This window comes from Pseudomonas sp. R4-15 (assembly GCF_055768815.1).
In genome coordinates this window covers 4,029,833-4,053,536 of the sequence record NZ_CM147293.1, presented here as the reverse complement: position 1 = coordinate 4,053,536, position 23,704 = coordinate 4,029,833, and the positions used below count along the sequence as shown (strand labels likewise).

Here is a 23,704-nt window from a genome sequence, read left to right as displayed (position 1 = left end):
GCTCATCCGAGCGGGCCTTTTTCTTCGTTACAGACGCAGACCGCCGTCCAGTTCCAGGATGCGCCCGGTGAAGTAGTCGTTCTCGAACAGATAGATCACCGAGTGGGCGATTTCCTGCGGCAGCCCCATGCGCCCCAGGGGAATGCCCGCGGTGATCTTCTGCAGCGCTTCGGGCTTCATGCCCGCGGTCATCTGCGTCTCGATGAAGCCCGGCGCTACGCCGGCGACACGGATGCCGTGGCGCGCCAGTTCCCGGGCCCACACCACGGTGTCGGCCGCCACCCCGGCCTTGGCCGCGGAGTAGTTGGCCTGTCCGGGATTGCCTGCGCGGGAGATCGAAGAGATGTTGATGATCGCCCCCTGGCATTGCAGCTCGATCATCTTCGCCGCCACTTCACGGGTGCAGAGAAACACCCCGGTGAGATTCACGTCGATCACCGCCTGCCATTGCGCCAGGCTCATCTTGGAAATCTCACCGTCGCGGACCTTCACCGTCAGCCCGTCGCGCAGTACGCCCGCATTGTTAACCAAGCCGTGCAGGGCGCCGAAGTCGCTGGCGACCTTGGCCACCATCATTTGCACCTGGCCCTCGTCGGCGACGTTGCAGGCATAGGCACGCGCCTCGCCTCCGGCGGCCTGGCAGGCACGCACCGATTCCTCCAGGCGCTCGCTGTTGAGGTCTACCAGCGCCAGGCGAGCGCCCTTGGCCGCCAGGGCTTCGCCCATGGAGCGACCGAGGCCCTGGCCCGCACCGGTGATGAGGATTACTTTGTCTCGAAGCTGCATGCAGGTTCCTTTCTTTTTTGTCCCGTACGGACTGCTATGCTGAATGCCCGTCGTGGTGCACAGGCCTTAGAGGAGTATGGCGTGGAAGCGATCCAGAATGCCCGAGAGATGCTGCTCGGGGAATACCAGGGCGTGCTCAGTACGCTGTCGAAAAAAATGCCCGGTTTCCCGTTTGGCTCGGTAGTGCCCTATTGCCTGGATGGCGAAGGCCGCCCGCTGATCCTCATCAGCCGCATCGCCCAGCACACGCGCAACCTGGAGGCGGACGAGAAATGCTCGCTGCTGGTCGGGCAACGCGATGCTGACGATATCCAGGCGGCCGGTCGCCTGACGCTCATGGCGCGTGCGCGTCCGTTGCAGGACCCGGAGCAGATCGAGCTCGCGGCGACGCGTTACTACCGTTATTTTCCTCAGTCGCGGGACTACCATCGCGTCCACGATTTCGACTTCTGGGTGCTGCAGCCCGAGCGCTGGCGTTTCATTGCCGGCTTCGGCGACATCCACTGGCTGGACCGCGTGCAGCTCGACAACCCGTTTGCGGGCGCCGTGGAGATCGGCATGGTCGAGCACATGAACGCCGATCACGCCGAGGCCATCGCCCACTACGTGGCATTGGCCGACCTGCCGGCGCAAGTGCCGGCGCAGATGGTCGGCGTCGACCGCGAAGGCTTCCACCTGCGTATCGGTGAGCGCCTGTACTGGCTGCGTTTCCCCGCGCCTTGCGCTACTGCGCAGGAGGTGCGTCAGGCGCTGGTGACGCTGGCGCGTGCCGAGCGCTGGCCAGAGCCTGCCGAAGCATGACGAAACAGCTGCACGTCCGGGGGACTTGAATTCGGCCCTTGCCGGCGCCAACTAATCAGCACGTGACAGCCCTACAGACCCGTGGAAGTCCCCTGATGCCTTTATTGCTGCTGTTCATCCTCTTCCCCCTGCTCGAGCTGGCGGTGCTGATCAAGGTCGGCAGCGCCATTGGCGTGCTCGCCACGTTGCTGCTGATCGTCGCCGGCGTATTGTTCGGCTCGCTGATCCTGCGTCTGGCGGGGCTCGCCACTGCGTTGCGCGCGCGCGAGCGCCTGGCGCGCGGCGAGCTGCCCGATCGCGAAGTGCTCGACGGCCTGTTCATGGCGTTGGGCGGCGTTCTGCTGATCCTGCCGGGCTTCATCAGCGACGTCATCGGCCTGCTGTGCCTGCTGCCGTTCACCCGCAACCTCTTCCTCGGCCAGTTGCGCCGCCGTATCGAGGAACAGAACCGTCGACGCGCGGCGTTCGCTGACCAGCCCGATGCCCCCCGTCAGGGCCCGCATCGACCGGACGTCATCGAGGGCGAGTACGAGCGTCGCGACGACTGATTCGGCCGCTGGGTGGAAAATTTCTCACTCAGCCCCTTGAAATGCTCCCGCCCGACCTTATGTAGCGGACACCGCAAGGTTCCTGTCGCGTGATGGGACAGTTCTGGCGAGTCGCTCGAGCGGCTCGCCCCCGGCCCAAGCCGGAAACGCTAACCCGCTGGCAAAGATGCCGGCCTGGAAAAACACAGTTGGGAGAGATCGACAATGAAGCTTCGTCCTCTGCATGACCGCGTCGTGATTCGTCGCAGCGAAGAAGAGACCAAGAGCGCTGGCGGCATCGTGCTGCCGGGCTCCGCTGCCGAGAAGCCGAACCGTGGCGAAGTGGTCGCCGTAGGCACCGGTCGCGTTCTGGACAACGGCGAAGTTCGCCCGGTAGCCGTGAAAGTGGGTGACAAAGTGGTCTTCGGCCCGTACTCCGGCAGCAACACCGTCAAAGTCGACGGCGAAGAGTTGCTGGTGATGAACGAGAGCGAAATTCTCGCCGTCGTCGAAGCCTGATCTATTTCGCGTCTATCCAGCGTTCAACATTCGAAGAATTGAGGATCCATCAACATGGCTGCTAAAGAAGTCAAATTCGGCGATTCCGCCCGCAAGAAAATGCTCGTTGGCGTCAACGTGCTGGCCGATGCCGTCAAAGCCACCCTCGGCCCGAAAGGCCGCAACGTGGTGCTGGACAAGTCCTTCGGCGCGCCGACCATCACCAAGGACGGCGTCTCCGTCGCCAAGGAAATCGAACTCAAAGACAAGTTCGAGAACATGGGCGCCCAGTTGGTGAAAGACGTGGCCTCCAAGGCCAACGACGCCGCCGGTGACGGCACCACCACCGCCACCGTGCTGGCCCAGGCCATCGTCAACGAAGGCCTGAAGTCCGTCGCCGCCGGCATGAACCCGATGGACCTCAAGCGCGGCATCGACAAGGCCACCACCGCCATCGTCGCCGAGCTGAAGAACCTGTCCAAGCCGTGCGCCGACTTCAAGGCCATCGCCCAGGTAGGCACCATCTCCGCCAACTCCGACGAGTCCATCGGCGCGATCATCGCCGAGGCCATGGAGAAGGTCGGTAAAGAAGGCGTCATCACCGTCGAAGAAGGCTCGGGCCTGGAAAACGAACTGTCGGTCGTGGAAGGCATGCAGTTCGACCGTGGCTACCTGTCGCCCTACTTCATCAACAAGCCCGACACCATGGTCGCCGAGCTGGACAGCCCGCTGCTGCTGCTGGTCGACAAGAAGATCTCCAACATCCGCGAACTGCTGCCGGTGCTGGAATCCGTCGCCAAGGCGGGTCGCCCGCTGCTGATCGTCGCCGAAGACGTCGAAGGCGAAGCCCTGGCCACCCTGGTGGTCAACAACATGCGCGGCATCGTCAAGGTCGCTGCGGTCAAGGCACCGGGCTTCGGCGATCGCCGCAAGGCCATGCTGCAGGACATCGCCATCCTCACCGGCGGTACCGTCATCTCCGAGGAAGTCGGTCTGTCCCTGGAAGGCGCCACCCTGGAGCACCTGGGTAACGCCAAGCGTGTGGTCCTGAACAAGGAAAACACCACCATCATCGACGGCGCCGGCGTGCAGGCCGACATCGAAGCGCGCATCAAGCAGATTCGCGCCCAGATCGAGGAAACCACTTCCGACTACGACCGTGAGAAGCTGCAGGAACGTCTGGCCAAACTGGCTGGCGGTGTTGCCGTGATCAAGGTTGGTGCTGCCACCGAAGTCGAGATGAAAGAGAAGAAAGCCCGCGTCGAAGACGCCCTGCACGCGACCCGCGCTGCAGTGGAAGAGGGCGTGGTGCCTGGCGGTGGTGTTGCCCTGGTGCGCGCCCTGCAGGCCATCGACGCGCTGACCGGTGAGAACGAAGACCAGAACGTCGGTATCGCTCTGCTGCGTCGCGCTGTCGAAGCACCCCTGCGTCAGATCGTTGCCAACGCTGGTGGCGAGCCGAGCGTAGTGGTCGACAAAGTCAAGCAGGGTTCGGGCAACTTCGGCTTCAACGCGGCCAACGACACCTATGGCGACATGATCGAAATGGGCATCCTCGACCCGGCCAAGGTCACCCGTTCCGCGCTGCAGGCGGCCGCTTCCATCGGTGGCCTGATGGTCACCACCGAAGCGATGGTTGCCGACATCCCGGAAGACAAGGCGGCCCCGGCCATGCCTGACATGGGTGGCATGGGTGGCATGGGCGGCATGATGTAAGGCAGCCCTGCCTGGCCGGTTCGCCGGCCGACCCTTGCGGTGCCGGTTTTGCCGGCACAGCCAGCGAAAGCCCCGGCCCTTGTGGCCGGGGCTTTTTCATGCGCGCCACCTCGTGGAATGGCGTTGAGGGCGTAGCCCGAAACCCATCGACGGAGACTGATGGGTTTCGCTCCGCTCAAGCGCATTCTGGCCGACTTCTGCAGGTCGGCACGGTAGTGCCTAAAAGAACCAAGCGAAGCGGCACGTGTCCAAGCTTTACCTTTGCCATCAATCGCTTGGAGATTCGCCATGGAACAGACTACGGAGCTCTTGGTGGAGGCGCTGGCGCCTTACAGAGTGGTGTTGGGCGCTGATCGCCCGGATGGTGGTAAGCCGCTGAGCCTGTTGGACGAGAGCGGCGAGGTGATCCTGACCCGGGTCATCCAGCGCGCCCAATGGCAGGATCGCCGCTTGCTGACCGACGTCGTGGACAGCGTCCTGCGTGATCTGCTGGTCCACCAGGGGCGACTGGCGCCGGATGTCATCGCCAGCCTCCGGGGCAGTGATCGTGTGCGCAGCTACGGCACGCTGCGCTGAGTCCGCCCGCCTGGGGCCGCTGCAGCACCGTCCATCGGATTGGCTGAACGGTGGCTGTACGGTCCGGTCATAGATTGCAAGACGGCATGATCTATCGCTCCCAGATCCGTGACGTCGTCCGGCCAACTCCCCCCACGCGGCCGGAAGCTTGAGCCCCGAGACCGCTCCCCCACGGCTCGGGGTTTCTTTTTGCCGGTGCTAAGCCGGTTCGCTTCCTGCCCACCGCCGCTGCCGGTAGACTGACCGGCTCACCTTTCGCGGATATTCCCCAATGGCCCTGCAAGCGACCCCCTACAAGGTCGACCTGAACATTACCGACATCGACCGCGGCGTCTACCAGGACCTGCGTTTCACCGTCGCTCGCCATCCCTCGGAGACCGAGGAGCGCCTGGCGGTACGGCTGATCGCCTACGGGCTCTGGTACGCCGAGGGGCTGGGTTTCGGCCGTGGACTGTCGGACGTCGACGAGCCGGCCCTGTGGGAGAAGAGCCTGGACGATCGCGTGCTGCACTGGATCGAAGTCGGTCAGCCGGATGCCGAGCGCATCACTTGGTGCTCGCGTCGCTGCGAGCGCTTCAGCCTGCTGGCCTACGGCAATCTGCGGGTCTGGCAGGAGAAGATCCTGCCGGGTGTCCGCAACCTGAAGAACGTCAATGTCGCCGCGCTGGGCCAGGAGGCGCTGGCGGAATTGTCCACGGATCTGCCGCGCTCGATTTCCTGGAGCCTGATGATCAGCGACGGCGAGCTGTTCGTCTCCGACGCGCACGGCCAGCACGCCATTCCCCTGGCGTGGTTGCAGGGCGAGCGTTGAGCGGAACGGTCTGATACCCATGCATATCGATCTACGTCCACTGCCGGCGCAGTTGCCCGACCTGGGTGACCTGCCTGCCTTGCTGCAGCGCCTCTACGCGGCGCGTGGTGTGCGCCATCCCGAGGAACTCGACAAGGGCCTGGCGCGGCTGATTCCCTACGCCCAGCTCAAGGGCATCGAGGCGGCGGTGGATCTGCTGGAGCACGCTCTGCAGACGCGCCAGCGCATCCTCTTCGTCGGCGACTTCGACGCCGATGGCGCCACCGCCAGCGCGGTCGGGGTGCTCGGCCTGCGCGCGCTGGGCGCGGCGCATGTCGACTATCTGGTACCGAACCGTTTCGAGTACGGCTATGGCCTGACGCCGGAGATCGTCGCCGTCGCTTTGCAACGCGAGCCACAACTGCTGGTGACGGTGGACAACGGCATCTCCAGCGTGGAGGGCGTTGCCGCTGCAAAGGCGGCCGGACTTTCGGTACTGGTCACTGACCACCACCTGCCGGGAGCGGAGCTGCCAGCGGCGGACTCCATCGTCAATCCCAACCAGCCCGGCTGTGCCTTCCCCAGCAAGTGCGTGGCCGGTGTCGGCGTGATCTTCTACGTGCTCCTGGCACTGCGTGCACGTCTGCGCACGACAGGCTGGTTCGCCGAACGCGCCGAGCCGAACCTCGCCGAGCTGCTCGACCTGGTGTCGCTGGGCAGTGTCGCCGACGTGGTGCCACTGGATGCCAACAACCGCATCCTGGTCCACCAGGGCCTGGCGCGGATTCGCAAGGGCCTGGCACGGCCCGGCCTGCTGGCGTTGCTGGAGGTGGCCCGACGTGACCATCGACGGATCGCCTCCAGCGACCTGGGCTTCATCCTGGGCCCGCGATTGAACGCCGCCGGGCGTCTGGACGACATGAGCATCGGTATCGAACTGTTGCTCTGCGAGGATGCCGACCTGGCGCGTGAGATGGCGGTACAACTGGACGAGCTCAACCAGGATCGCAAAGCCATCGAGCAGGGCATGCAGCGCGAGGCGCTGGCCAAGCTCAAGGATCTGCCCGAGGGCGAGTTGCCGTTCGGCCTGTGCGTCTTCGAGGCGGATTGGCACCAGGGCGTGATCGGCATCCTTGCCTCACGCCTGAAGGAGCGCTACCACCGCCCGGTGATCGCCTTCGCCGACGCGGGGGAGGGCATGCTCAAGGGCTCCGCACGCTCGGTGCCAGGCTTCCATATACGCGATGCGCTGGATGCCGTGGCGGCCCGTCATCCCGGGTTGATCGCCAAGTTCGGCGGGCATGCGATGGCTGCCGGTTTGTCTTTGGCGCAGGGCGCGCTTGACTCATTCTCCGAGGCTTTCGATGCGGAAGTGCGACGCCAGCTGAGTGCGGACGATCTCACGGGTCGACTGCTTTCCGATGGCCAGCTCACAGCGGAGGAGTTCGATCTGCAACTGGCCCTAGCGCTGCGCCATGCCGGCCCCTGGGGTCAGCATTTTCCGGAGCCGCTGTTCCATGGCACCTTCCAGATCGTCCAGCAGCGTCTGCTCAAGGAGCGTCACCTCAAGCTCACCGTGCGCACGGAGTGCGGTACCCGCGAACTCGATGCGATCGCCTTCAACGTCGACCGCGAGCTATGGCCCAACCCGACGCTGCGCTGGGTGGAGCTGGCCTATCGCCTGGACGTCAACGAATACATGGGACGCGAAAGCGTGCAGTTGATGGTCTCGCACCTGGCGCCGCGCTAGGGTCTGTTGACGTTTCGTTCACGGCCCTGCGGGTTGTGCCAGAAATGGCCTGCGCTGTCGTTGCAGGACTTGCCAAGGGATGACACGGCCAGTCTGGTCATTGGCGGCGTCCTGCGCCTAACCGCAGGTCATTTTTGGCGAGAACGCGGGGCGGCCATCCGCGGCTCGCGAACGAAACCTCAACAGACCCTAACCGCGCGCGCTGACGTGGCGTGTCGCCTCGAAGCAGTCCAGCAGGCGATGCAGGACGAACACCACCACCAGTGTCGCGAGTACCGCGAAGCACACGGAGCTCAGGCGGTAGAGCGCGCTGTACATCATGTCGTGGTCGTGGCTGAGGTATTGGCCGAAGACGATCGCCAAGGTGGTCAGCGCACCGAAGCCGATGCCCGGCATGCCCTTTTCGTACATGTGCTGGCGCGCGCAGTACATGCTCGCGACCCACAGCAGGATGGCCACCAGCGGCAGCATGTCGTAGTAGTCGTAGAGCAGTACCTGCAGGCCGACGGCAAAAGCACAGCCGAGCAGTGTGCCCTGCGCCCGCACCCGGCCGGCGAAGTGCACGCCTTTCCAATGCATGGGGAACAGCACCAGGATCGAGGCGATCTGTGCCGACAGCGAATCGCGCAGGTCGAAGCACTGGAAGACGATGAACGACAGGGTCGCCACCGTGGCGCCGAGCAGCGTCTCGTGGCGCCGGGTGGCGGCATCCTTGGGTGATGGTTTGCGTGGCGGGCGCGGCTCCACGTCGGGAAACAACAGGAACATCAGTCCGGCGATCAGCACCGTCACCCAGCTCGCCACCAGATTGCTGGCGACCATGTCGTAGACGTTCACCTGCGGATAGCTGGCGAAATGCAGCAGCATGGAGAGGAAAACCGTGCTCAGGGCGCCGAACATGAACATCGGCCCCATCGCCATCAGCCAGAAGCGGAACAGGAACAGGCCGAACACCAGCGGGATCATCAGACCCGGGTTGTCGCCGAACAGTCCCTGGATCACCAGTACTTCCAGGCACGGCAGCGAGGTGCTGGCGAGGAACTGGCGAAGCACATGGGGATTGATGGTAGGCGTGAGCCCCAGTAGCAACACCGGGAACACACCGAAGAAGGCCCCGTAATCCCAGCCCATCAGTTTGCACAGGGTAAAGCCCAGGGTGCCGCCACCTGCGAGGCGAAGGCATTGACGCAGGTCGTTGCGGCTCAGGCGCCTGTTGCCCATCAGTAGACGTAGTGCAGCAGGCTGATGGCGAAGATCTGCAGCCCGCCGAACAGCTGGCTCAGTGTGCCGCCCGGATACAACTGGACGGTGGCCTTGGCCCCTGTGGGCAGCATCGGTTGCGGCGGCTGGTCGAGCACGATGTGAAGCCGCTGGCGTTGGGCATCGCGCACCCAGCGGTCGGAGTCGACGGGAGCGGCGAGGTCGCCGTTGGCATCGAGCTGGCCATTGCGGACGCCGGCATCGATGCTGGCCACGCTACCGGGGAAACGCTCGCCAGGGCGGGCGTCGAACACCACGCTGGCGCGATCGCCGGGCGCGACGTGCCGCAGTGCTTTCTCGCGGAAGTCGGCGATCACGTCGATGCGGTCGTCGACCAGCGCAGCCACCGGCTGGCCCGCGGCGACATAGGCGCCCGGGGTGAGTTGCAGGTTGCTCAGGGTGCCGGTGCGGTCTGCGTGGACCTCGCTGTAGCTCAATTGCAGACGTGCCTGGGCCAGGGCATTGCGTGCTTGGCGAATGCGCAGGTTGTCCTCGCCGGTTTCGCCACGGCGCGATTGGAGTTCGCGCAGGCGCGCTTCGCTGGCGGCCAGCTCAGCGTGGGCGGTGCGCGCGCGGGCCAGGGTTTGGTCATGCAACTGGCGCGAGACATTGGACTGGGAAATCAGCACCCGCACCCGCTGGGCTTCGCGATCGGCCTCATCCGCGGTGGTTTGCGCCGCCTGCCGTCCGGCCTGGGCGGAGGCGATGGAGGCGTCCAGTTCCAGGTTGGTGCGTTGCGCTTCCTCCACGGCCAGCTCGGCCTGGCGTACGGCCAGGCGGAAGGGTTCCGGATCGAGGCGAAAGATCAGCTCTCCGGCGCTGACGTGGGCGTTGTTCTGCACCGCCACCTCCAGTACCTGGCCGGAGACCCGAGGCGCCAGGCGTACCACGGGGCGGGTCAATTGCGCCTGGGGCGTCAAGGGCATCCACAGGTCGGCGATCAGGAAATAAAGGAAGAGGACGACGAACAGGGCGATCGCCAGGCTCACGCCACGGGCGAAGCGTTGATCGGGGGTCATGACAGGACTCGTGCAGCACAGCGGAGGGAGAGCGGCGGAATTCTAGCGGATGCTCGTGCCTGCACTGTTGGCGTTTTCGGCAATGCAGCGTTCCCTATGCACGACGATCTGCGCTCCCTGCCGCCGTAGGCAGCCTAAGCTATAGAGGAAGTCACCTGCCTGGAGTGCACCATGAGCCTTCTTTTCGAACCTTTGACGTTGCGCCAGCTGACCTTGCCCAATCGTATCGCCGTTTCGCCAATGTGCCAGTACTCGGCCGAGGATGGGCTGGCCAACGACTGGCATCTGGTACACCTGGGCAGTCGCGCGGTCGGTGGCGCGGGGTTGATTCTCACCGAGGCCTGCGCGGTATTGCCCGAGGGGCGCATCACCGCGCAGGACCTGGGCTTGTGGAACGATGCGCAGGTCGAACCGCTGGCACGCATCACCCGCTTCATCGAGAGCCAGGGCGCAGTGCCCGGTATCCAGCTGGCGCATGCCGGACGCAAGGCCAGCACCTGGCGGCCCTGGTCGGGACGACACGGTAGCGTGCCGATCGACGAGGGCGGTTGGACGCCGGTGGCACCTTCCGCAGTGGCGTTCGACCCGCAGCATGCGGTACCGGCGGCGCTCGACGACGCTGGCCTGGCCGACGTGCGCGCGGCCTTCGTGGCCGCTGCCGAGCGCGCGCTGGCGGCGGGTTTCAAGGTCGCCGAGGTGCATGCCGCGCATGGTTACCTGCTGCATCAGTTCCTCTCGCCGCTCTCCAATCGTCGTGACGACGCCTATGGCGGCAGTTTCGACCACCGCATCCGCCTGTTGCTGGAGGTCTGCGAGGCGGTGCGGGGTGTCTGGCCCGCGCAGTTGCCGTTGCTGGTGCGTCTCTCCGCGACCGACTGGGTGGACGATGGCTGGCACCTGGAGGAGACCGTCGAGCTGGCGCGCCGCCTGGCAGCGCTCGGGGTGGATCTGATCGACGTGTCGTCCGGCGGCAGCTCGGCGCAGGCGGAAATACCGGTCGGCCCCGGCTATCAGACGCGTTTCGCCGAGCGTGTGCGCCAGGACGCTGGCATCGCCAGTGGCGCGGTGGGGATGATCACCGAGCCGGTGCAGGCCGAGCACGTCCTGCGCACCGGGCAGGCCGACCTGATCCTGCTCGCCCGCGAGTTGTTGCGCGAGCCGTACTGGGCGTTGCACGCGGGCGAGGCATTGCACGAGCCGGAAGTTTCCTGGCCGGCCCAGTACTTGCGCGCCGCCCACCGTGATACGCCAGCGCGCAAACCATTGTCCTGAGCGGCATCGCAATATCCCGAAGCAATGCCAGGCCCCGGCTTGCCGGGGCTGCAGGTAGAGTCCCACGGGTAACTTGCCTGTGGAGACCTGCCCCATGAACAGTCGTGGATTGCTCGACCAGTTGCTTCGCTCCGGTCAGGAGTTGCTCGCCCAGCGCACCGGCAAAGAGGCCTCAGTTTCCTCGACGGGGGATATGGGCAGCCTGCTCAAGGGCGTCGGTGGCGGTGCCCTTGGCGCGAGCGCCCTGGGCTTGCTGCTGGGAAACAAGAGCGCGCGCAAGCTTGGAGGCAAGGTGCTCACCTACGGTGGTTTGGCGGCGCTCGGTGTGCTGGCTTACAAGGCCTATGGCAACTGGCAGGCGCAACGTGGCGTGCCGGTGTTCGAGCCGCGCACCCTCGACCGGGTGCCGCCGGAGGAGGCCGAGGAACACGGTCAGGCCGTACTCAAGGCGCTGGTGGCCGCGGCCAAGGCGGATGGACACATCGATACACGGGAGAAACAGCTGCTCCAGCAGCAGCTCGGCGAGCTGTCCGCCGACCCGCAGTTGCAGCGTTGGCTGAATGACGAGATCGACCGCCCACTCGATCCGCGGGAGGTGGCGAGCGTCGCGCGCAGTCCGGAAATGGCCAGCGAGATGTACCTGGCCAGCGTGATGATGGTCGACGAGGAACAGTTCATGGAGCGCGTCTATTTGGACGAACTGGCGCGTCGCCTCGGGCTTGAGCCTGCGCTCAAGGCCGAGCTGGAACGCCAGGTCCGCGCTGCGGTGGCCTAGACGGCCGCCTCGGCATGGAACTCGATACGCCGCCGTCCCGCCTGCTTGGCGCGGTACAACGCCTGGTCGGCCTTCTTCATGGCCTGCTCCAGTTGCTCCGCGTCCTCGGGCCACAGCGAAACGCCGATACTGCAGCCGACCTGCACCTCGCCCACGCTCAGCTCGATCGGTAGGCCGATCGCTGCCAGTGCGCGTTCTGCGACCTGCCTGGCCTGGCCGGTGGGTTCGGCACAGGATACCCGTAGCACCATGAGGAACTCGTCGCCGCCCAGGCGCGCGATCAGGTCGTGCTCGCGCAGGCAGTCGCGCAGGCGGCGGGAGACGACTTTCAGCAGTTCGTCGCCTGCCGCATGTCCATGCTGGTCGTTGACCGGCTTGAAACCGTCCAGGTCGAGATAGAGAAACGCCAGGCACTGTTCCTGTACGCGGCATTCCTGGCTGGCGTGCTGCAGGTAACGGGTCAGTGCGGCGCGATTCGGCAAGCCGGTGAGGGGGTCCTGGTGAGCCTGGATTTCCATGGCGCCGAGGACGTTGTGTTGATGCGTCAGCGTTTCGACCAGATGTCGGATGGCACGGCTCAGGCGTGCGATCTCCCGGGGACTCTGCAGCTCCGGTATCACCGTGGCGCGGCCATCCGCCAGGTGCTCCGCCGCACGCGCCAGGCGCCGCAGCGGGCGCGTCACATACGCGCTGCCGAGCCAGCCGAGGAAGGCGAAGATCAGCGCCAGTACGGCGCCCCAGAGCAGCGTCTGGCGCATCAGTTCATGGGCGGGCGCGTAGGCTTCATCGAGGCTCTGGCGGGCAACCACGCGCCAGCCCAGGCCCGGGTAGTCCTGATAGCCGTGGCTAGAGGCTACGCCGGTGAGGTAGAACTGCCCGCCGGGCCATTTTTGCACGCCCCAGCCTTCGTTCTGCTCGAGCAACGGCAGCTGCAGGGTCTGCCCCTGCATCGTCTTCGGGCCGAGCAGCACGGTGTCGTCGTGACCGAGGACGAAAAATTCCACGTGCCGGCGGTCTTGAGCCGGCGCCAGCAATGACTGGCGAACCTGCTCGGCCCAGGACCAGGACAGATGGCAGGCCAGTACGCCAGCGAGCAGGCCTTCACGGTCGTATACCGGCAGGCTGATGTCGACGAACTTCATGGGTTCGCCGCTGGGGTTGGGGAGCAGTTTTGCGAGCAGCAAGGCGTCGTGAACGTCGCCGATGAACAGGCCCTTGCGACCTTCCTGGTAGACCGGGCGCTGGGAAATGTCCACGCCTTCGAGAAGGCCGTCGGCCGAGGCCATGACCTTGCCCGTGGGGTCGGTGAAGCCGAGCCACGCCATGCTCGGGATCTGCGTCTGCAGGCGATTGAGCAGGTTGCGTATCTCGTGCACGTTCTGTTCGCGCAGCGCGCGCAGGGAAGACAGGACGGTCATGAATCCTGCGCGCGTAGCCATGTCACGGTCGAGCTGCTCGACCATCAGCAGCGCCTGCTCATGCAGGTTGGCGCCAATGTCCTCGCGTAGCCTTCGGCTGGAGTTATCGCCGATCAGACTCGCCAGTGCCAGGCTCAGAAGGCCTACCAGTAACGCCACGAAGAGGGCGAAACGACTGCGTAGGCTGCGCGGCAAATGCATCTTGCTGCTCCGCGAAGATTCAGAGGAAAGCCCGAGGGGCTGATTAAAAATAGGCGATACACACCGGGATGGTGCGGAATCTTGTCACCTGAGATGGAATGGCCGTTGCCACCTGCGCTGACCGGCCTACGTGTCTGGGGTATACTACTGGGCTTTTCTGCAACCGGCGAAGACGCCACGTGCCGCAGCCTGCGTCACGTCGACCGACTTCCCCCGCCCGAGAGTGCCCGAGCCATGGAAATCAACCCGATCGTCAATGCCATCAAGGACCTGTCCGAGCGTACCCAGGTGATCAGGGGGTATCTTTGACTACGATCAGAAGGCTGATCGGCTGACCGAAGTCAACCGCGAACTGGAAGATCCCAACGTCTGGAACAACCCCGAATACGCCCAGAATCTGGGCCGCGAGCGCGCCCAGCTGGCGCAGGTGGTTGAAACCCTGGATGAGCTCACCGGCGGTCTGTCCGACTCCCGCGACCTGCTCGACATGGCGGTCGAGGAAAACGACGAAGGCGCGGTGAACGACGTCGCCGCGGAGGTCGCGCGCCTGCGCGAGACCCTCGAGAAGCTCGAGTTCCGCCGCATGTTCAGTGGCGAGATGGACGCCAGCAACGCCTACCTCGACATCCAGGCCGGTTCCGGCGGCACCGAGGCCCAGGACTGGGCCAACATGCTACTGCGCATGTACCTGCGCTGGGCCGACAAGCACGGCTTCGATGCCGAGATCGTCGAACTCTCCGAGGGCGAGGTCGCGGGCATCAAAAGTGCCACCGTGCACGTGCGTGGCGAGTATGCCTTCGGCTGGCTGCGTACCGAGATCGGTGTACACCGCCTGGTGCGCAAGAGCCCATTCGACTCCGGCAACCGTCGCCACACCTCGTTCTGTGCGGTGTTCGCCGCCCCCGAGGTGGACGATAACGTGGAGATCGAGATCAATCCGGCGGACCTGCGCATCGATACCTACCGTTCCTCCGGTGCCGGTGGTCAGCACGTCAACACCACCGACTCCGCGGTGCGTATCACGCACTTGCCGACCAACACGGTGGTGAGTTGCCAGAACGAACGTTCCCAGCATGCGAACAAGGACCGCGCCATGAAGATGCTGCGCGCCAAGTTGTTCGAGCTGGAAATGATGAAACGCAACGCCGCCGCGCAGGCGCTGGAAGACACCAAGTCCGACATCGGCTGGGGTCACCAGATTCGTTCCTACGTGCTGGACCAGTCCCGCATCAAGGATCTGCGTACCGAAATCGAGCGCAGCGACTGCGATCGCGTGCTGGACGGGGACCTCGACGAGTTCCTCGAAGCCAGCCTCAAGAAGGGGCTCTAAGCTCCTCGAAATGGCGGGCACCCGTGCCCGCTCAACCCTAGAGTCACATCCGCCAGGCACACGACACGACCATGAGCGAACAACCGCTGAACCCGACCGCCCAGCACGACGAAGAAAACAAGCTGATCGCCCAGCGCAAGGAAAAGCTTTCCGCGCTGCGTGAGAAGCAGGGCGTCGTCTTCCCCAACGACTTCCGCCGCGACAGCCTGGCGGGCGAGCTGCAGAAGCAGTACGCCGAGAAGAGCAAGGAAGAACTGGAAGGCGCGGGCATCAAGGTCAAGGTCGCCGGGCGCATCATGCTCAACCGCGGCGCCTTCATGGTGCTGCAGGACACCAGCGGGCGCATCCAGGCCTATGTCGACCGCAAGGGCCTGCCGGCCGAGACCCTCGAAGCCATCAAGAGCTGGGACCTGGGCGACATCATTGCCGTCGAGGGTAGCCTGGCACGCTCCGGCAAGGGCGACCTCTACGTGCACATGGAGCAGGTGCGCCTGCTGACCAAGTCGCTGCGTCCGCTGCCGGACAAGTTCCATGGCCTCACCGACACCGAGCAGCGATATCGCCAGCGCTACGTCGATTTGATCGTCAACGACGAGGTGCGCGATACCTTCCGTGTGCGTTCCCAAGTGATCGCGCACATCCGTCGCTTCCTCGCCGAGCGCGGTTTCCTCGAAGTGGAAACCCCGATGCTGCAGACCATCCCCGGTGGCGCCGCGGCCAAGCCGTTCGAGACCCATCACAATGCGCTGGACATGGCCATGTTCCTGCGTATCGCCCCGGAGCTGTACCTCAAGCGCCTGGTGGTCGGTGGCTTCGAGAAGGTCTTCGAGATCAACCGCAACTTCCGTAACGAAGGCGTTTCGACCCGGCACAACCCCGAGTTCACCATGCTCGAGTTCTACCAGGCCTACGCCGACTACCGCGACAACATGGACCTGACCGAGGAACTGTTCCGCGAGCTGGCGCAGGCGGTGCTGGGCAGCACCGACGTGCCCTACGGTGACAAGGTGTTCCACTTCGGTGAGCCGTTCGTGCGCCTTTCGGTGTACGACTCGATCCTCAAGTACAACCCCGACATCACCGCCGAGGATCTCAACGACGTCGAGAAGGCGCGCGCCATCGCCAAGCGGGCCGGCGCCAAGGTGCTCGGCCATGAAGGCCTGGGCAAGCTGCAGGTGATGATTTTCGAGGAGTTGGTGGAGAGCAAGCTGGAGCAGCCGCACTTCATCACCGAGTACCCGTTCGAGGTTTCCCCGCTGGCCCGTCGCAACGACGAGAACCCCAGCGTCACGGACCGTTTCGAGCTGTTCATCGGGGGCCGCGAGATCGCCAACGCCTACTCCGAGCTCAACGATGCCGAGGACCAGGCTGAGCGCTTCATGCTGCAGGTGAAAGAGAAGGATGCGGGCGATGACGAGGCGATGCACTACGACGCCGACTTCATCAACGCGCTGGAATACGGCATGCCGCCGACCGCGGGCGAGGGCATCGGTATCGACCGTCTGGTGATGTTGCTGACCAACTCGCCGTCGATCCGCGACGTGATCCTCTTCCCGCACATGCGTCCGCAGGCCTGACGCTCTGCTGCCGCGCCGGCACTGCCGGCGCGGTGCCTTCCAGGGCGAGCGTTCCGCTCGCCTGCCCGTTTACCCTCGACCGAGCTTGCCCATGTCCCGCCACGACGAGCGCCCATCCCCCCGTCTTGCCGACGAACTGATGATCGACGCCGAGCCGGAGGAGGGTGCGTATCCGCAGAGCTTTCTGCGGCACTCCGCGCTGCTGTTGCTCGGTCTGCTTCTGGTTGCTCTGAACCTGCGGCCGGCGTTGTCGAGCCTCTCGCCACTGTTGGCAATGCTCTCCACCGACCTGGGCCTGTCGGGCTGGCAGTCCGGCCTGGTGACCACCTTGCCGGTCCTCTGCCTCGGCCTGTTCGCGCCGCTGGCGCCGCGCCTGGCACGGCGTCTGGGCAGTGAGCGGACGATTCTCGCGATCCTCCTGCTGCTGGCCGGTGGCATCGTCCTTCGCAGCCTGTTCGGCGTCGCCGGACTGTTCCTCGGCAGCCTGTGCGCGGGCGCCGCCATCGGCATCATCGGCGTGTTGCTGCCTGGCATCGTCAAGCGCGAATTCCCGCAGCACGCGGGGGCGCTGACCGGCGTCTACACCATGGTGCTGTGCCTGGGCGCCGCGCTGGCCGCCGGCGCCTCGGTGCCGCTGGCGCGGGCCTTCGATGGTTGGCGCCCGGCGCTGGCATTCTGGTGCCTGCCGGCGCTGCTCGCTGCGCTGGCCTGGCTGCCGCAGTTGCGTGCGCGGCACGCGACCCATGCGGCGCGACGGGTGACGGCGCTGTGGCGCGATCCGCTGGCCTGGCAGGTCACCCTGTACATGGGCAGTCAGTCTTCGCTGGCCTACATCGTGTTCGGTTGGCTGCCGGCGATGCTCGCCGGACGTGGGCTGGGCGACGTGCAGGCGGGACTGGTGCTGTCGGTGAGCATCCTGGTGCAACTGATCAGTGCGCTGTCGGCGCCCTGGCTGGCGACCCGCGGACGCGATCAGCGCCTGGGCATCCTCGTGGTGATGGGGCTCACCCTGGGTGGCCTGCTCGGTTGCCTGTATGCGCCATTGGGCAGCCTCTGGTTGTGGGCGGTGCTGCTGGGGTTGGGGCAGGGCGGCACCTTCAGCCTGGCGCTGGCGTTGATCGTGCTGCGCACGCCTGACCCGCAGACCGCCGCCAGCCTCTCCGGCATGGCGCAGGGTGTCGGCTATACCTTGGCGGCATTCGGGCCGCTTGCCGTGGGCGTGGTGCATGACCAGTACGGCTGGGGGCCGGTGGGCCTGATCTTCATCGTCATTGCGTTGATCGCCACCGTTTTCGGCCTGGGCGCCGGGCGTGCGCGGCTGGTCGGTGCGTCGGCCGGCGCATGAGCCAGGCGGCCTGGTCGGTCTATTTGGTGCGCGCCGCCAATGGCGCGCTCTATTGCGGGATCAGCGACGATCCGCAGCGGCGCTTCGAAAAGCACTGTAGCGGCAAGGGTGCGCGCTTCTTTCGCTCCAGCCCGGCCCAGGCGCTGGTCTACATCGAAGGCTGTGCGGACAAGTCGGCGGCGCTGCGCCGCGAGCGGGCGATCAAGGCCTTGAGCAAGGCGGCGAAGGAACAACTGGTGTTGCAGTGGCTGGCGCGCAGCGAGCAGCCGCTCGGCTAGGGCCAGTTGCCGTTTGATTGGCGAACCGCAGGTTCATTCCTGACGCAGATCCGCGCGCCAAGACAGCTCGGTGCGGCCGTGAGTGAAGCGGCAACTGGCCCTAGAGCGCTTCCTTCGCGTCGTTGTCGGAGTGCTCGCTGGAGACGCCCGGAACGTGGATGCCGCTTTCGGCCAGGGCGCCGGACTCCATCTGCGGTCTGGTCACCCAGGTGAGGATGTCGTAGTAGCGGCGGATGTTGGCGACGAAATGCACGGGCTCGCCACCGCGGGCATAGCCGTAGCGGGTCTTCGAATACCACTTCTTTTCCGCCAGGCGCGGTAGCACGCGCTTCACGTCGAGCCAGCGGTTGGGGTCCAGGCCGTCGGCCTGCGCCAGCTTGCGCGCATCTTCCAGGTGGCCGCTGCCGATGTTGTAGGCCGCCAGGGCGAACCAGATGCGGTCGGGGTCCTCGATGCCGTCGGGCAGCCCCTGATAGACCTGCATGAAGTACTTGGCGCCGCCGTCGATGCTCTGGTCGGCATCCAGGCGGTCGGAAACGCCCATGGCCTTGGCGGTGTTGAGGGTCAGCATCATCAGGCCGCGCACGCCGGTCTTGGAGGTGGCGTCGGGTTGCCAGAGCGATTCCTGGTAGCCGATCGCGGCGAGCAGGCGCCAGTCGACCTTGTATTCGCCGCCGGCCTTGCGGAAGACATCCTCGTAGCGCGGCAGGCGCTGCTGCAGGTGCTTGGCGAAGGTGTAGGCGCCGACGTAGCCGAGTACGTCGACATGCCCGTAGTAGCGCTCTGTCAGTTGCTTGAGCAGACCGCTGCTCTGCGCCTCGGCGAGGAAGGCGTCGACCTTCTGCAGCAGGCTGCGGTCCTTGGCGCTGCCCTTCACCGCCCAGGCCAGGCTGCGGGTGTCGCCCAGGTCGAAGGCGACTCGTACGTTGGAGAAATACACCTGGTTCATCGCCAGCTCGTTGGAGTCGAGCAGGGTGGCATCGATCTGTCCTTCATCGACCATGCGCAGCAGATCGACCACTTCGGCCTGGTCGGTCTCTTCGTATTCCAGGCCGGGAAGGCTCTTCTTCAGCTCGGCCAGTTGCGCCGCGTGGCTGCTGCCGGCCAGCACGACGATGCGCTTGCCGACCAGGTCTTCGGGTTGCGTGGGGCGCGTCTGGCCGTTGCGATAGACGACCTGCGGCGTGACCTCCAGGTAGCCTCGCGAATAGAGCACGCCAGGATGTTCGGTGCTCGACGGGGTCAGGCCGGCGGCGGCGATCACCGGGCCATCGGACTGTTGCAGGCGGGTATGCAGGTCGTCGAGGTTGTCGGCGGTCTCGATCTCGAGCTTGACGCCCAACTCCTCGGCAAAACGGCTGACCAGCTCGTATTCGAAGCCGGTTTCACCGTTGCGATCCTGGAAATAGGTGGCCGGGCTGTTGCGGGTGACGACGCGCAGGACGCCCTCCTCCTGTACACGCTCGAGCACGGGCATCGGGCGGGAAGGGGATGCCTTGGGGGCATCGTCTTCTGCGTTGCAGCCGGCGAGCAACAGGAAGATTCCGGTCGCCAGCAGCCAGGCGGCGCAGCGGAGGCGGAACAGGGGACGGGCAAACATCGGCGCATTATACGCGAAGGATCGGGCCTACCATATCTGGACAGTCGGGCGCCGCTCTGCTAGAGCCGGGGGGCGCTGGATGGGCATTGCCACGGGTGCCGCGCGGCGGTGTTTAGGCTAGAATATGCGGCCCCTGAACACCCCCTGCCCAGAGGCTGTCCTCACCATGCTGATCCTGCGCGGCGCCCCCGCTCTTTCCGCTTTCCGCCACGGCAAACTGCTCGAGCAATTGACCGCGCGAGTGCCCGCGGTAACCGGGCTCTACGCCGAATTCACGCACTTCGCCGAAGTGTCGGGGAGCCTCTCAGGCGACCAGGAACAGGTCCTTGCACGCCTGCTCAAGTACGGCCCCAGCGTGCCGGTGCAGGAGCCTGCCGGGCGCTTGTTCCTGGTGGTGCCGCGCTTCGGCACCATCTCGCCCTGGTCGAGCAAGGCCACCGATATCGCGCGCAACTGCGGCCTGGGCAACGTCCAGCGCCTGGAGCGCGGCGTGGCCTACTACGTCGGTGGCGAGCTGTCCACCGAGCAGGTCGAGCAGGTCGCGGCGCTGCTGCACGACCGCATGACCCAACTGGTGCTGGGTCGCATGGACGATGCCGCGGGGCTGTTCAGCCATGCCGAACCCCGTCCGTTGACCGCCATCGACGTACTTGGCGGCGGTCGTCCGGCGCTGGAGCAGGCCAACCTCAGCCTCGGCCTGGCACTGGCCGACGACGAGATCGACTACCTGGTGAAGAGCTTCGGCGAGCTGGGGCGCAACCCCCACGACATCGAACTGATGATGTTCGCCCAGGCCAACTCTGAGCACTGCCGGCACAAGATCTTCAATGCCAGCTGGGACATCGATGGCGAGAGCCAGGACAAGTCGCTGTTCGGCATGATCAAGAACACCTACCAGATGCACAGCGAAGGCGTGCTGTCCGCCTACAAGGACAACGCCTCGGTCATCGAAGGCTTCACCGCCGGGCGCTTCTTCCCGAACCCGGAAAGCCGCCAGTACGGCGCGGTGCAGGAGCCGGTGCACATCCTGATGAAGGTGGAAACGCACAACCACCCGACCGCCATCGCCCCGTTCCCCGGCGCCTCCACCGGCTCCGGCGGCGAGATCCGCGACGAGGGCGCCACCGGTCGCGGCGCCAAGCCCAAGGCCGGCCTGACCGGTTTCTCGGTATCCAACCTGAACATCCCCGGCTTCGTGCAGCCCTGGGAGAAGCCCTACGGCAAGCCCGAGCGCATCGTCGACGCGCTGGACATCATGATCGAAGGCCCGCTGGGCGGCGCCGCCTTCAACAACGAATTCGGCCGTCCGGCGCTCAACGGTTACTTCCGTACCTTCGAGCAGGCCGTGGACAGCCCGCGTGGCGCCGAGGTGCGCGGCTATCACAAGCCGATCATGCTCGCCGGCGGTCTGGGCAACATCCGCGAGAACCACGTGCAGAAGGGCGAGATCTCGGTCGGCGCCAAGCTGATCGTGCTCGGCGGCCCGGCGATGCTGATCGGTCTGGGCGGCGGTGCGGCCTCGTCGATGGCCACCGGCGCCAGCTCGGCGGACCTGGACTTCGCCTCGGTGCAGCGCGAGAACCCGGAAATGGAACGCCGCTGCCAGGAGGTCATCGACCGCTGCTGGCAACTGGGCGAGCAGAACCCGATCAAGTTCATCCATGACGTGGGCGCCGGTGGCATCTCCAACGCCCTGCCGGAGCTGATCAACGACGGCGGGCGTGGCGGTCGCTTCGAGCTGCGCAACGTGCCTAACGACGAGCCGGGCATGGCCCCGCACGAAATCTGGTGCAACGAGTCCCAGGAACGTTACGTGATGAGCGTGGACGCCGCCGACTTCGAGCGCTTCAAGGCCATCTGCGAACGCGAGCGCTGCCCCTTCGCGGTGGTTGGCGAAGCCACCGCCGAGCCGCAACTGACCGTGACCGACAGCCATTTCGGCAACACCCCGGTGGACATGCCGCTGGAAGTGCTGCTCGGCAAGCCGCCGCGCATGCACCGCAGCGTGAACCGCGAAGCCGCCATCGGCGATGACTTCGACGGCCGTGGCCTGGACATCGCCGAGGCCACCTCGCGGGTGCTGGCGCACCCGGCGGTGGCGAGCAAGAGCTTCCTGATCACCATCGGCGACCGCACCATCACCGGCCTGGTGGCCCGTGATCAGATGGTCGGTCCCTGGCAGGTGCCGGTGGCCGACTGCGCGGTGACCGCCACCAGCTTCGACGTCTACACCGGCGAAGCCATGGCGATGGGCGAGCGCACCCCGGTAGCGTTGCTCGACGCCCCGGCGTCCGGGCGCATGGCCGTCGGCGAGACGCTGACCAACCTCGCCGCCGCACGCATCGACAAGCTGTCGGACATCAAGCTGTCCGCCAACTGGATGGCCGCCGCCGGCCATCCGGGCGAAGACGCGCGCCTGTATGACACCGTCAAGGCCGTGGGTATGGAACTGTGCCCGGCGCTGGGCCTGACCATCCCGGTGGGCAAGGACTCCATGTCCATGAAGACCCGCTGGCAGGACGAGGGCGCCGAGAAGAGCGTCACCGCGCCGCTGTCGCTGGTCATCAGCGGTTTCGCGCCGGTGCAGGACGTGCGCGCCACGCTGACTCCCGAACTGCGCATGGACAAGGGCGAGACCGACCTGATCCTGATCGACCTGGGCCGCGGGCAGAACCGCCTGGGCGGCTCGATCCTCGCGCAGACCTACGCCAAGATCGGCCAGAGCGTGCCGGACGTCGACGATGCCGAAGACCTCAAGGCGTTCTTCGCCGTGGTCCAGGGGCTGAATGCCGACGGTCTGCTGCTGGCCTACCACGACCGCTCCGACGGTGGCCTGCTGACCACCGCGCTGGAAATGGCCTTCGCCGGCCACTGTGGCCTGGATCTGCGCCTCGATGGTCTGGCCGACGACCGCGATGGCCTGGCCGCGCTGCTGTTCGCCGAGGAACTGGGTGCTCTGTTGCAGGTACGCCAGGACGACACCGCCGAAGTGCTGGCGCAGTTCAGTGCCGCCGGCCTGGGCGAGTGCGTTGCGGTGATCGGCCAGCCGGTCAATGGCAGCGAAGTGACCCTGCGTTTCGCCGAGCAGGTGGTGTTCGCCGGCGAGCGTCGCCTGCTGCAGCGCCAGTGGGCCGAGACCAGCTATCGCATCCAGCGCCTGCGTGACAACGCCGAATGCGCCGAGCAGGAGTTCGAAGCACTGCTCGACGAGGAAAACCCGGGGCTGTCGGTGAAGCTGTCCTTCGATCCGGATCAGGACATCGCCGCTCCCTACATCAAGAAGGGCCTGCGTCCGCAGGTGGCGATCCTTCGCGAGCAGGGCGTCAACGGCCAGGTGGAAATGGCCGCGGCCTTCGACCGCGCCGGCTTCGCCGCCATCGACGTGCACATGAGCGATGTGCTCGCCGGTCGCGTGGATCTGGAAACCTTCAAGGGCGTGGTCGCCTGCGGCGGCTTCTCCTACGGCGACGTGCTCGGTGCCGGAGAGGGCTGGGCCAAGTCGATCCTCTTCAACGCCCGTGCGCGGGACGCCTTCCTGGCGTTCTTCGAGCGTGCCGACAGCTTCGCGCTGGGTGTCTGCAACGGCTGCCAGATGATGAGCAACCTGCACGAGTTGATTCCTGGCACTGAAAACTGGCCGCACTTCGTGCGTAACCGCTCGGAGCAGTTCGAGGCACGCGTGGCGATGGTCCAGGTACAGGAGTCGAAGTCGGTGTTCCTGCAGGGGATGGCCGGCTCGCGCCTGCCGATCGCCATCGCTCACGGTGAAGGTCACGCGGAGTTCGCCAGTCCCGAGGCGCTGCTCGCCGCGGACCTGTCGGGCAGCATCGCGCTGCGCTTCATCGACAACCATGGCAAGGTGACCGAGCGCTACCCGGCCAACCCCAACGGTTCGCCCCGCGGTATCACCGGCCTGACCAGCGCCGATGGCCGCGTGACCATCATGATGCCGCACCCGGAGCGCGTGTTCCGCGCGGTGCAGAACTCCTGGAAGCCGGACGAGTGGAACGAGGATGGCGGCTGGATGCGCATGTTCCGCAACGCACGCGCTTGGGTGAACTGATCGCCTGACGCCACAACGAGAAACCCGCCTTCCGGCGGGTTTTTTGTGGGCATTGGAAGCCCATCGTTATCTGTCGACGGGTATCGGGCTGTGCCCTCAACGCCATCCTACGGCGTGGACGG

At 65.7% G+C, this 23,704-nt stretch carries 19 protein-coding genes; 14 read left to right on the top strand and 5 right to left on the bottom strand.

Features of this window, described 5'->3' with window-relative positions:
- Positions 1–27 precede the first annotated feature (27 nt).
- Entirely contained in the window at positions 28–786 is a 759-nt protein-coding gene (locus ACYRGX_RS19605) for an SDR family oxidoreductase (protein ID WP_473054102.1), read from the bottom strand.
- Between the two features lie 36 nt (positions 787–822).
- On the opposite strand from ACYRGX_RS19605, the gene ACYRGX_RS19600 reads away from it, so the two are divergent.
- The 7 genes from ACYRGX_RS19600 (at position 823) to recJ (ending at position 7,444) form a co-directional block, all read left to right on the top strand.
- A complete protein-coding gene (locus tag ACYRGX_RS19600; protein WP_473054101.1) occupies positions 823–1,587 on the top strand; it encodes a HugZ family pyridoxamine 5'-phosphate oxidase in 765 nt (254 codons plus the stop codon).
- Positions 1,588–1,682: 95 nt separating this feature from the next.
- Complete coding sequence (locus ACYRGX_RS19595) at positions 1,683–2,135, top strand: FxsA family protein (protein ID WP_473054100.1); 453 nt, start codon at positions 1,683–1,685, stop codon at positions 2,133–2,135.
- A 204-nt stretch (positions 2,136–2,339) separates the two neighbouring features.
- A complete protein-coding gene (locus ACYRGX_RS19590) occupies positions 2,340–2,633 on the top strand; it encodes a co-chaperone GroES (protein WP_473054099.1) in 294 nt (97 codons plus the stop codon).
- Positions 2,634–2,687: 54 nt separating this feature from the next.
- Positions 2,688–4,328, top strand: coding sequence for a chaperonin GroEL (gene groL, locus ACYRGX_RS19585; protein WP_473054098.1), 1,641 nt, complete (start codon positions 2,688–2,690; stop codon positions 4,326–4,328).
- A 288-nt stretch (positions 4,329–4,616) separates the two neighbouring features.
- Positions 4,617–4,904 (top strand): DUF3509 domain-containing protein, encoded by a 288-nt coding sequence (locus ACYRGX_RS19580; protein ID WP_473054097.1) that lies wholly within the window; start codon positions 4,617–4,619, stop codon positions 4,902–4,904.
- A gap of 271 nt (positions 4,905–5,175) precedes the next feature.
- Positions 5,176–5,715 carry a YaeQ family protein gene (locus ACYRGX_RS19575; protein WP_473054096.1) on the top strand — a complete coding sequence of 180 codons (540 nt, stop codon included), beginning with the start codon at positions 5,176–5,178 and terminating at the stop codon, positions 5,713–5,715.
- A 19-nt stretch (positions 5,716–5,734) separates the two neighbouring features.
- Entirely contained in the window at positions 5,735–7,444 is a 1,710-nt protein-coding gene (gene recJ / locus ACYRGX_RS19570) for a single-stranded-DNA-specific exonuclease RecJ (protein WP_473054095.1), read from the top strand.
- A 189-nt stretch (positions 7,445–7,633) separates the two neighbouring features.
- Here the strand turns inward: recJ and ACYRGX_RS19565 are convergent, their stop codons facing one another.
- Both ACYRGX_RS19565 and ACYRGX_RS19560 read right to left on the bottom strand, forming a co-directional pair.
- The gene (locus ACYRGX_RS19565) at positions 7,634–8,665 is read right to left on the bottom strand and encodes a DUF2955 domain-containing protein (RefSeq protein WP_473054094.1); all 1,032 of its coding nucleotides are present in this window, start codon (positions 8,663–8,665) and stop codon (positions 7,634–7,636) included.
- Positions 8,665–9,723, bottom strand: coding sequence for an HlyD family secretion protein (locus tag ACYRGX_RS19560; RefSeq protein ID WP_473054093.1), 1,059 nt, complete (start codon positions 9,721–9,723; stop codon positions 8,665–8,667). Before ACYRGX_RS19560 ends, ACYRGX_RS19565 begins: the two co-directional genes overlap by 1 nt.
- 171 nt (positions 9,724–9,894) lie before the next feature.
- Here ACYRGX_RS19560 and ACYRGX_RS19555 point away from each other — a divergent pair, with 171 nt between their 5' ends.
- Positions 9,895–10,995: an NADH:flavin oxidoreductase/NADH oxidase gene (locus ACYRGX_RS19555; protein ID WP_473054092.1), complete on the top strand. Its 1,101-nt coding sequence runs from the start codon at positions 9,895–9,897 to the stop codon at positions 10,993–10,995.
- A gap of 94 nt (positions 10,996–11,089) precedes the next feature.
- Complete coding sequence (locus ACYRGX_RS19550; RefSeq protein WP_473054091.1) at positions 11,090–11,770, top strand: tellurite resistance TerB family protein; 681 nt, start codon at positions 11,090–11,092, stop codon at positions 11,768–11,770.
- Here ACYRGX_RS19550 and ACYRGX_RS19545 read toward each other — a convergent pair.
- Positions 11,767–13,389, bottom strand: coding sequence for a diguanylate cyclase domain-containing protein (locus tag ACYRGX_RS19545; RefSeq protein WP_473054090.1), 1,623 nt, complete (start codon positions 13,387–13,389; stop codon positions 11,767–11,769). The two genes, ACYRGX_RS19550 and ACYRGX_RS19545, sit on opposite strands and share 4 nt — an antisense overlap.
- A 234-nt stretch (positions 13,390–13,623) precedes the next feature.
- Between ACYRGX_RS19545 and prfB the strand changes: the two genes are divergently transcribed.
- The 4 genes from prfB to ACYRGX_RS19525 all read left to right on the top strand — a co-directional run bounded on the left by prfB (position 13,624) and on the right by ACYRGX_RS19525 (position 17,919).
- Positions 13,624–14,719, top strand: a protein-coding gene (gene prfB, locus ACYRGX_RS19540) for a peptide chain release factor 2 (protein WP_473054089.1) whose coding sequence is annotated in 2 segments (ribosomal slippage) — positions 13,624–13,695 and positions 13,697–14,719 — 1,095 coding nt in all. Because the reading frame shifts where the segments join, the coding sequence is not laid out codon by codon here.
- Positions 14,720–14,790: 71 nt separating this feature from the next.
- On the top strand, positions 14,791–16,296 hold the full coding sequence (gene lysS / locus ACYRGX_RS19535; protein WP_473054088.1) for a lysine--tRNA ligase: 1,506 nt from the start codon (positions 14,791–14,793) through the stop codon (positions 16,294–16,296).
- Between the two features lie 91 nt (positions 16,297–16,387).
- Positions 16,388–17,641, top strand: coding sequence for a CynX/NimT family MFS transporter (locus ACYRGX_RS19530; RefSeq protein WP_473054087.1), 1,254 nt, complete (start codon positions 16,388–16,390; stop codon positions 17,639–17,641).
- Complete coding sequence (locus ACYRGX_RS19525) at positions 17,638–17,919, top strand: GIY-YIG nuclease family protein (protein ID WP_473054086.1); 282 nt, start codon at positions 17,638–17,640, stop codon at positions 17,917–17,919. The genes ACYRGX_RS19530 and ACYRGX_RS19525 overlap by 4 nt, the downstream gene beginning before the upstream one ends.
- Positions 17,920–18,019: 100 nt before the next feature.
- On the opposite strand, the gene mltF is transcribed toward ACYRGX_RS19525, so the two are convergent.
- Positions 18,020–19,519 carry a membrane-bound lytic murein transglycosylase MltF gene (gene mltF, locus ACYRGX_RS19520; RefSeq protein WP_473054085.1) on the bottom strand — a complete coding sequence of 500 codons (1,500 nt, stop codon included), beginning with the start codon at positions 19,517–19,519 and terminating at the stop codon, positions 18,020–18,022.
- 166 nt (positions 19,520–19,685) lie between these two features.
- Here mltF and purL point away from each other — a divergent pair, with 166 nt between their 5' ends.
- Entirely contained in the window at positions 19,686–23,582 is a 3,897-nt protein-coding gene (gene purL / locus ACYRGX_RS19515; RefSeq protein ID WP_473054084.1) for a phosphoribosylformylglycinamidine synthase, read from the top strand.
- The last annotated feature ends 122 nt before the right edge of the window (positions 23,583–23,704 follow it).

Excerpts from the sequence above, each read along its gene's own strand:
- ACYRGX_RS19605 (WP_473054102.1), bottom strand. The coding sequence starts at position 786 with ATGCAGCTTCGAGACAAAGTAATCCTCATCACCGGTGCGGGCCAGGGC.
- ACYRGX_RS19600 (WP_473054101.1), top strand. The coding sequence starts at position 823 with ATGCTGAATGCCCGTCGTGGTGCACAGGCCTTAGAGGAGTATGGCGTG.
- ACYRGX_RS19595 (WP_473054100.1), top strand. The coding sequence starts at position 1,683 with ATGCCTTTATTGCTGCTGTTCATCCTCTTCCCCCTGCTCGAGCTGGCG.
- ACYRGX_RS19590 (WP_473054099.1), top strand. The coding sequence starts at position 2,340 with ATGAAGCTTCGTCCTCTGCATGACCGCGTCGTGATTCGTCGCAGCGAA.
- groL (WP_473054098.1), top strand. The coding sequence starts at position 2,688 with ATGGCTGCTAAAGAAGTCAAATTCGGCGATTCCGCCCGCAAGAAAATG.
- ACYRGX_RS19580 (WP_473054097.1), top strand. The coding sequence starts at position 4,617 with ATGGAACAGACTACGGAGCTCTTGGTGGAGGCGCTGGCGCCTTACAGA.
- ACYRGX_RS19575 (WP_473054096.1), top strand. The coding sequence starts at position 5,176 with ATGGCCCTGCAAGCGACCCCCTACAAGGTCGACCTGAACATTACCGAC.
- recJ (WP_473054095.1), top strand. The coding sequence starts at position 5,735 with ATGCATATCGATCTACGTCCACTGCCGGCGCAGTTGCCCGACCTGGGT.
- ACYRGX_RS19565 (WP_473054094.1), bottom strand. The coding sequence starts at position 8,665 with ATGGGCAACAGGCGCCTGAGCCGCAACGACCTGCGTCAATGCCTTCGC.
- ACYRGX_RS19560 (WP_473054093.1), bottom strand. The coding sequence starts at position 9,723 with ATGACCCCCGATCAACGCTTCGCCCGTGGCGTGAGCCTGGCGATCGCC.
- ACYRGX_RS19555 (WP_473054092.1), top strand. The coding sequence starts at position 9,895 with ATGAGCCTTCTTTTCGAACCTTTGACGTTGCGCCAGCTGACCTTGCCC.
- ACYRGX_RS19550 (WP_473054091.1), top strand. The coding sequence starts at position 11,090 with ATGAACAGTCGTGGATTGCTCGACCAGTTGCTTCGCTCCGGTCAGGAG.
- ACYRGX_RS19545 (WP_473054090.1), bottom strand. The coding sequence starts at position 13,389 with ATGCATTTGCCGCGCAGCCTACGCAGTCGTTTCGCCCTCTTCGTGGCG.
- lysS (WP_473054088.1), top strand. The coding sequence starts at position 14,791 with ATGAGCGAACAACCGCTGAACCCGACCGCCCAGCACGACGAAGAAAAC.
- ACYRGX_RS19530 (WP_473054087.1), top strand. The coding sequence starts at position 16,388 with ATGTCCCGCCACGACGAGCGCCCATCCCCCCGTCTTGCCGACGAACTG.
- ACYRGX_RS19525 (WP_473054086.1), top strand. The coding sequence starts at position 17,638 with ATGAGCCAGGCGGCCTGGTCGGTCTATTTGGTGCGCGCCGCCAATGGC.
- mltF (WP_473054085.1), bottom strand. The coding sequence starts at position 19,519 with ATGTTTGCCCGTCCCCTGTTCCGCCTCCGCTGCGCCGCCTGGCTGCTG.
- purL (WP_473054084.1), top strand. The coding sequence starts at position 19,686 with ATGCTGATCCTGCGCGGCGCCCCCGCTCTTTCCGCTTTCCGCCACGGC.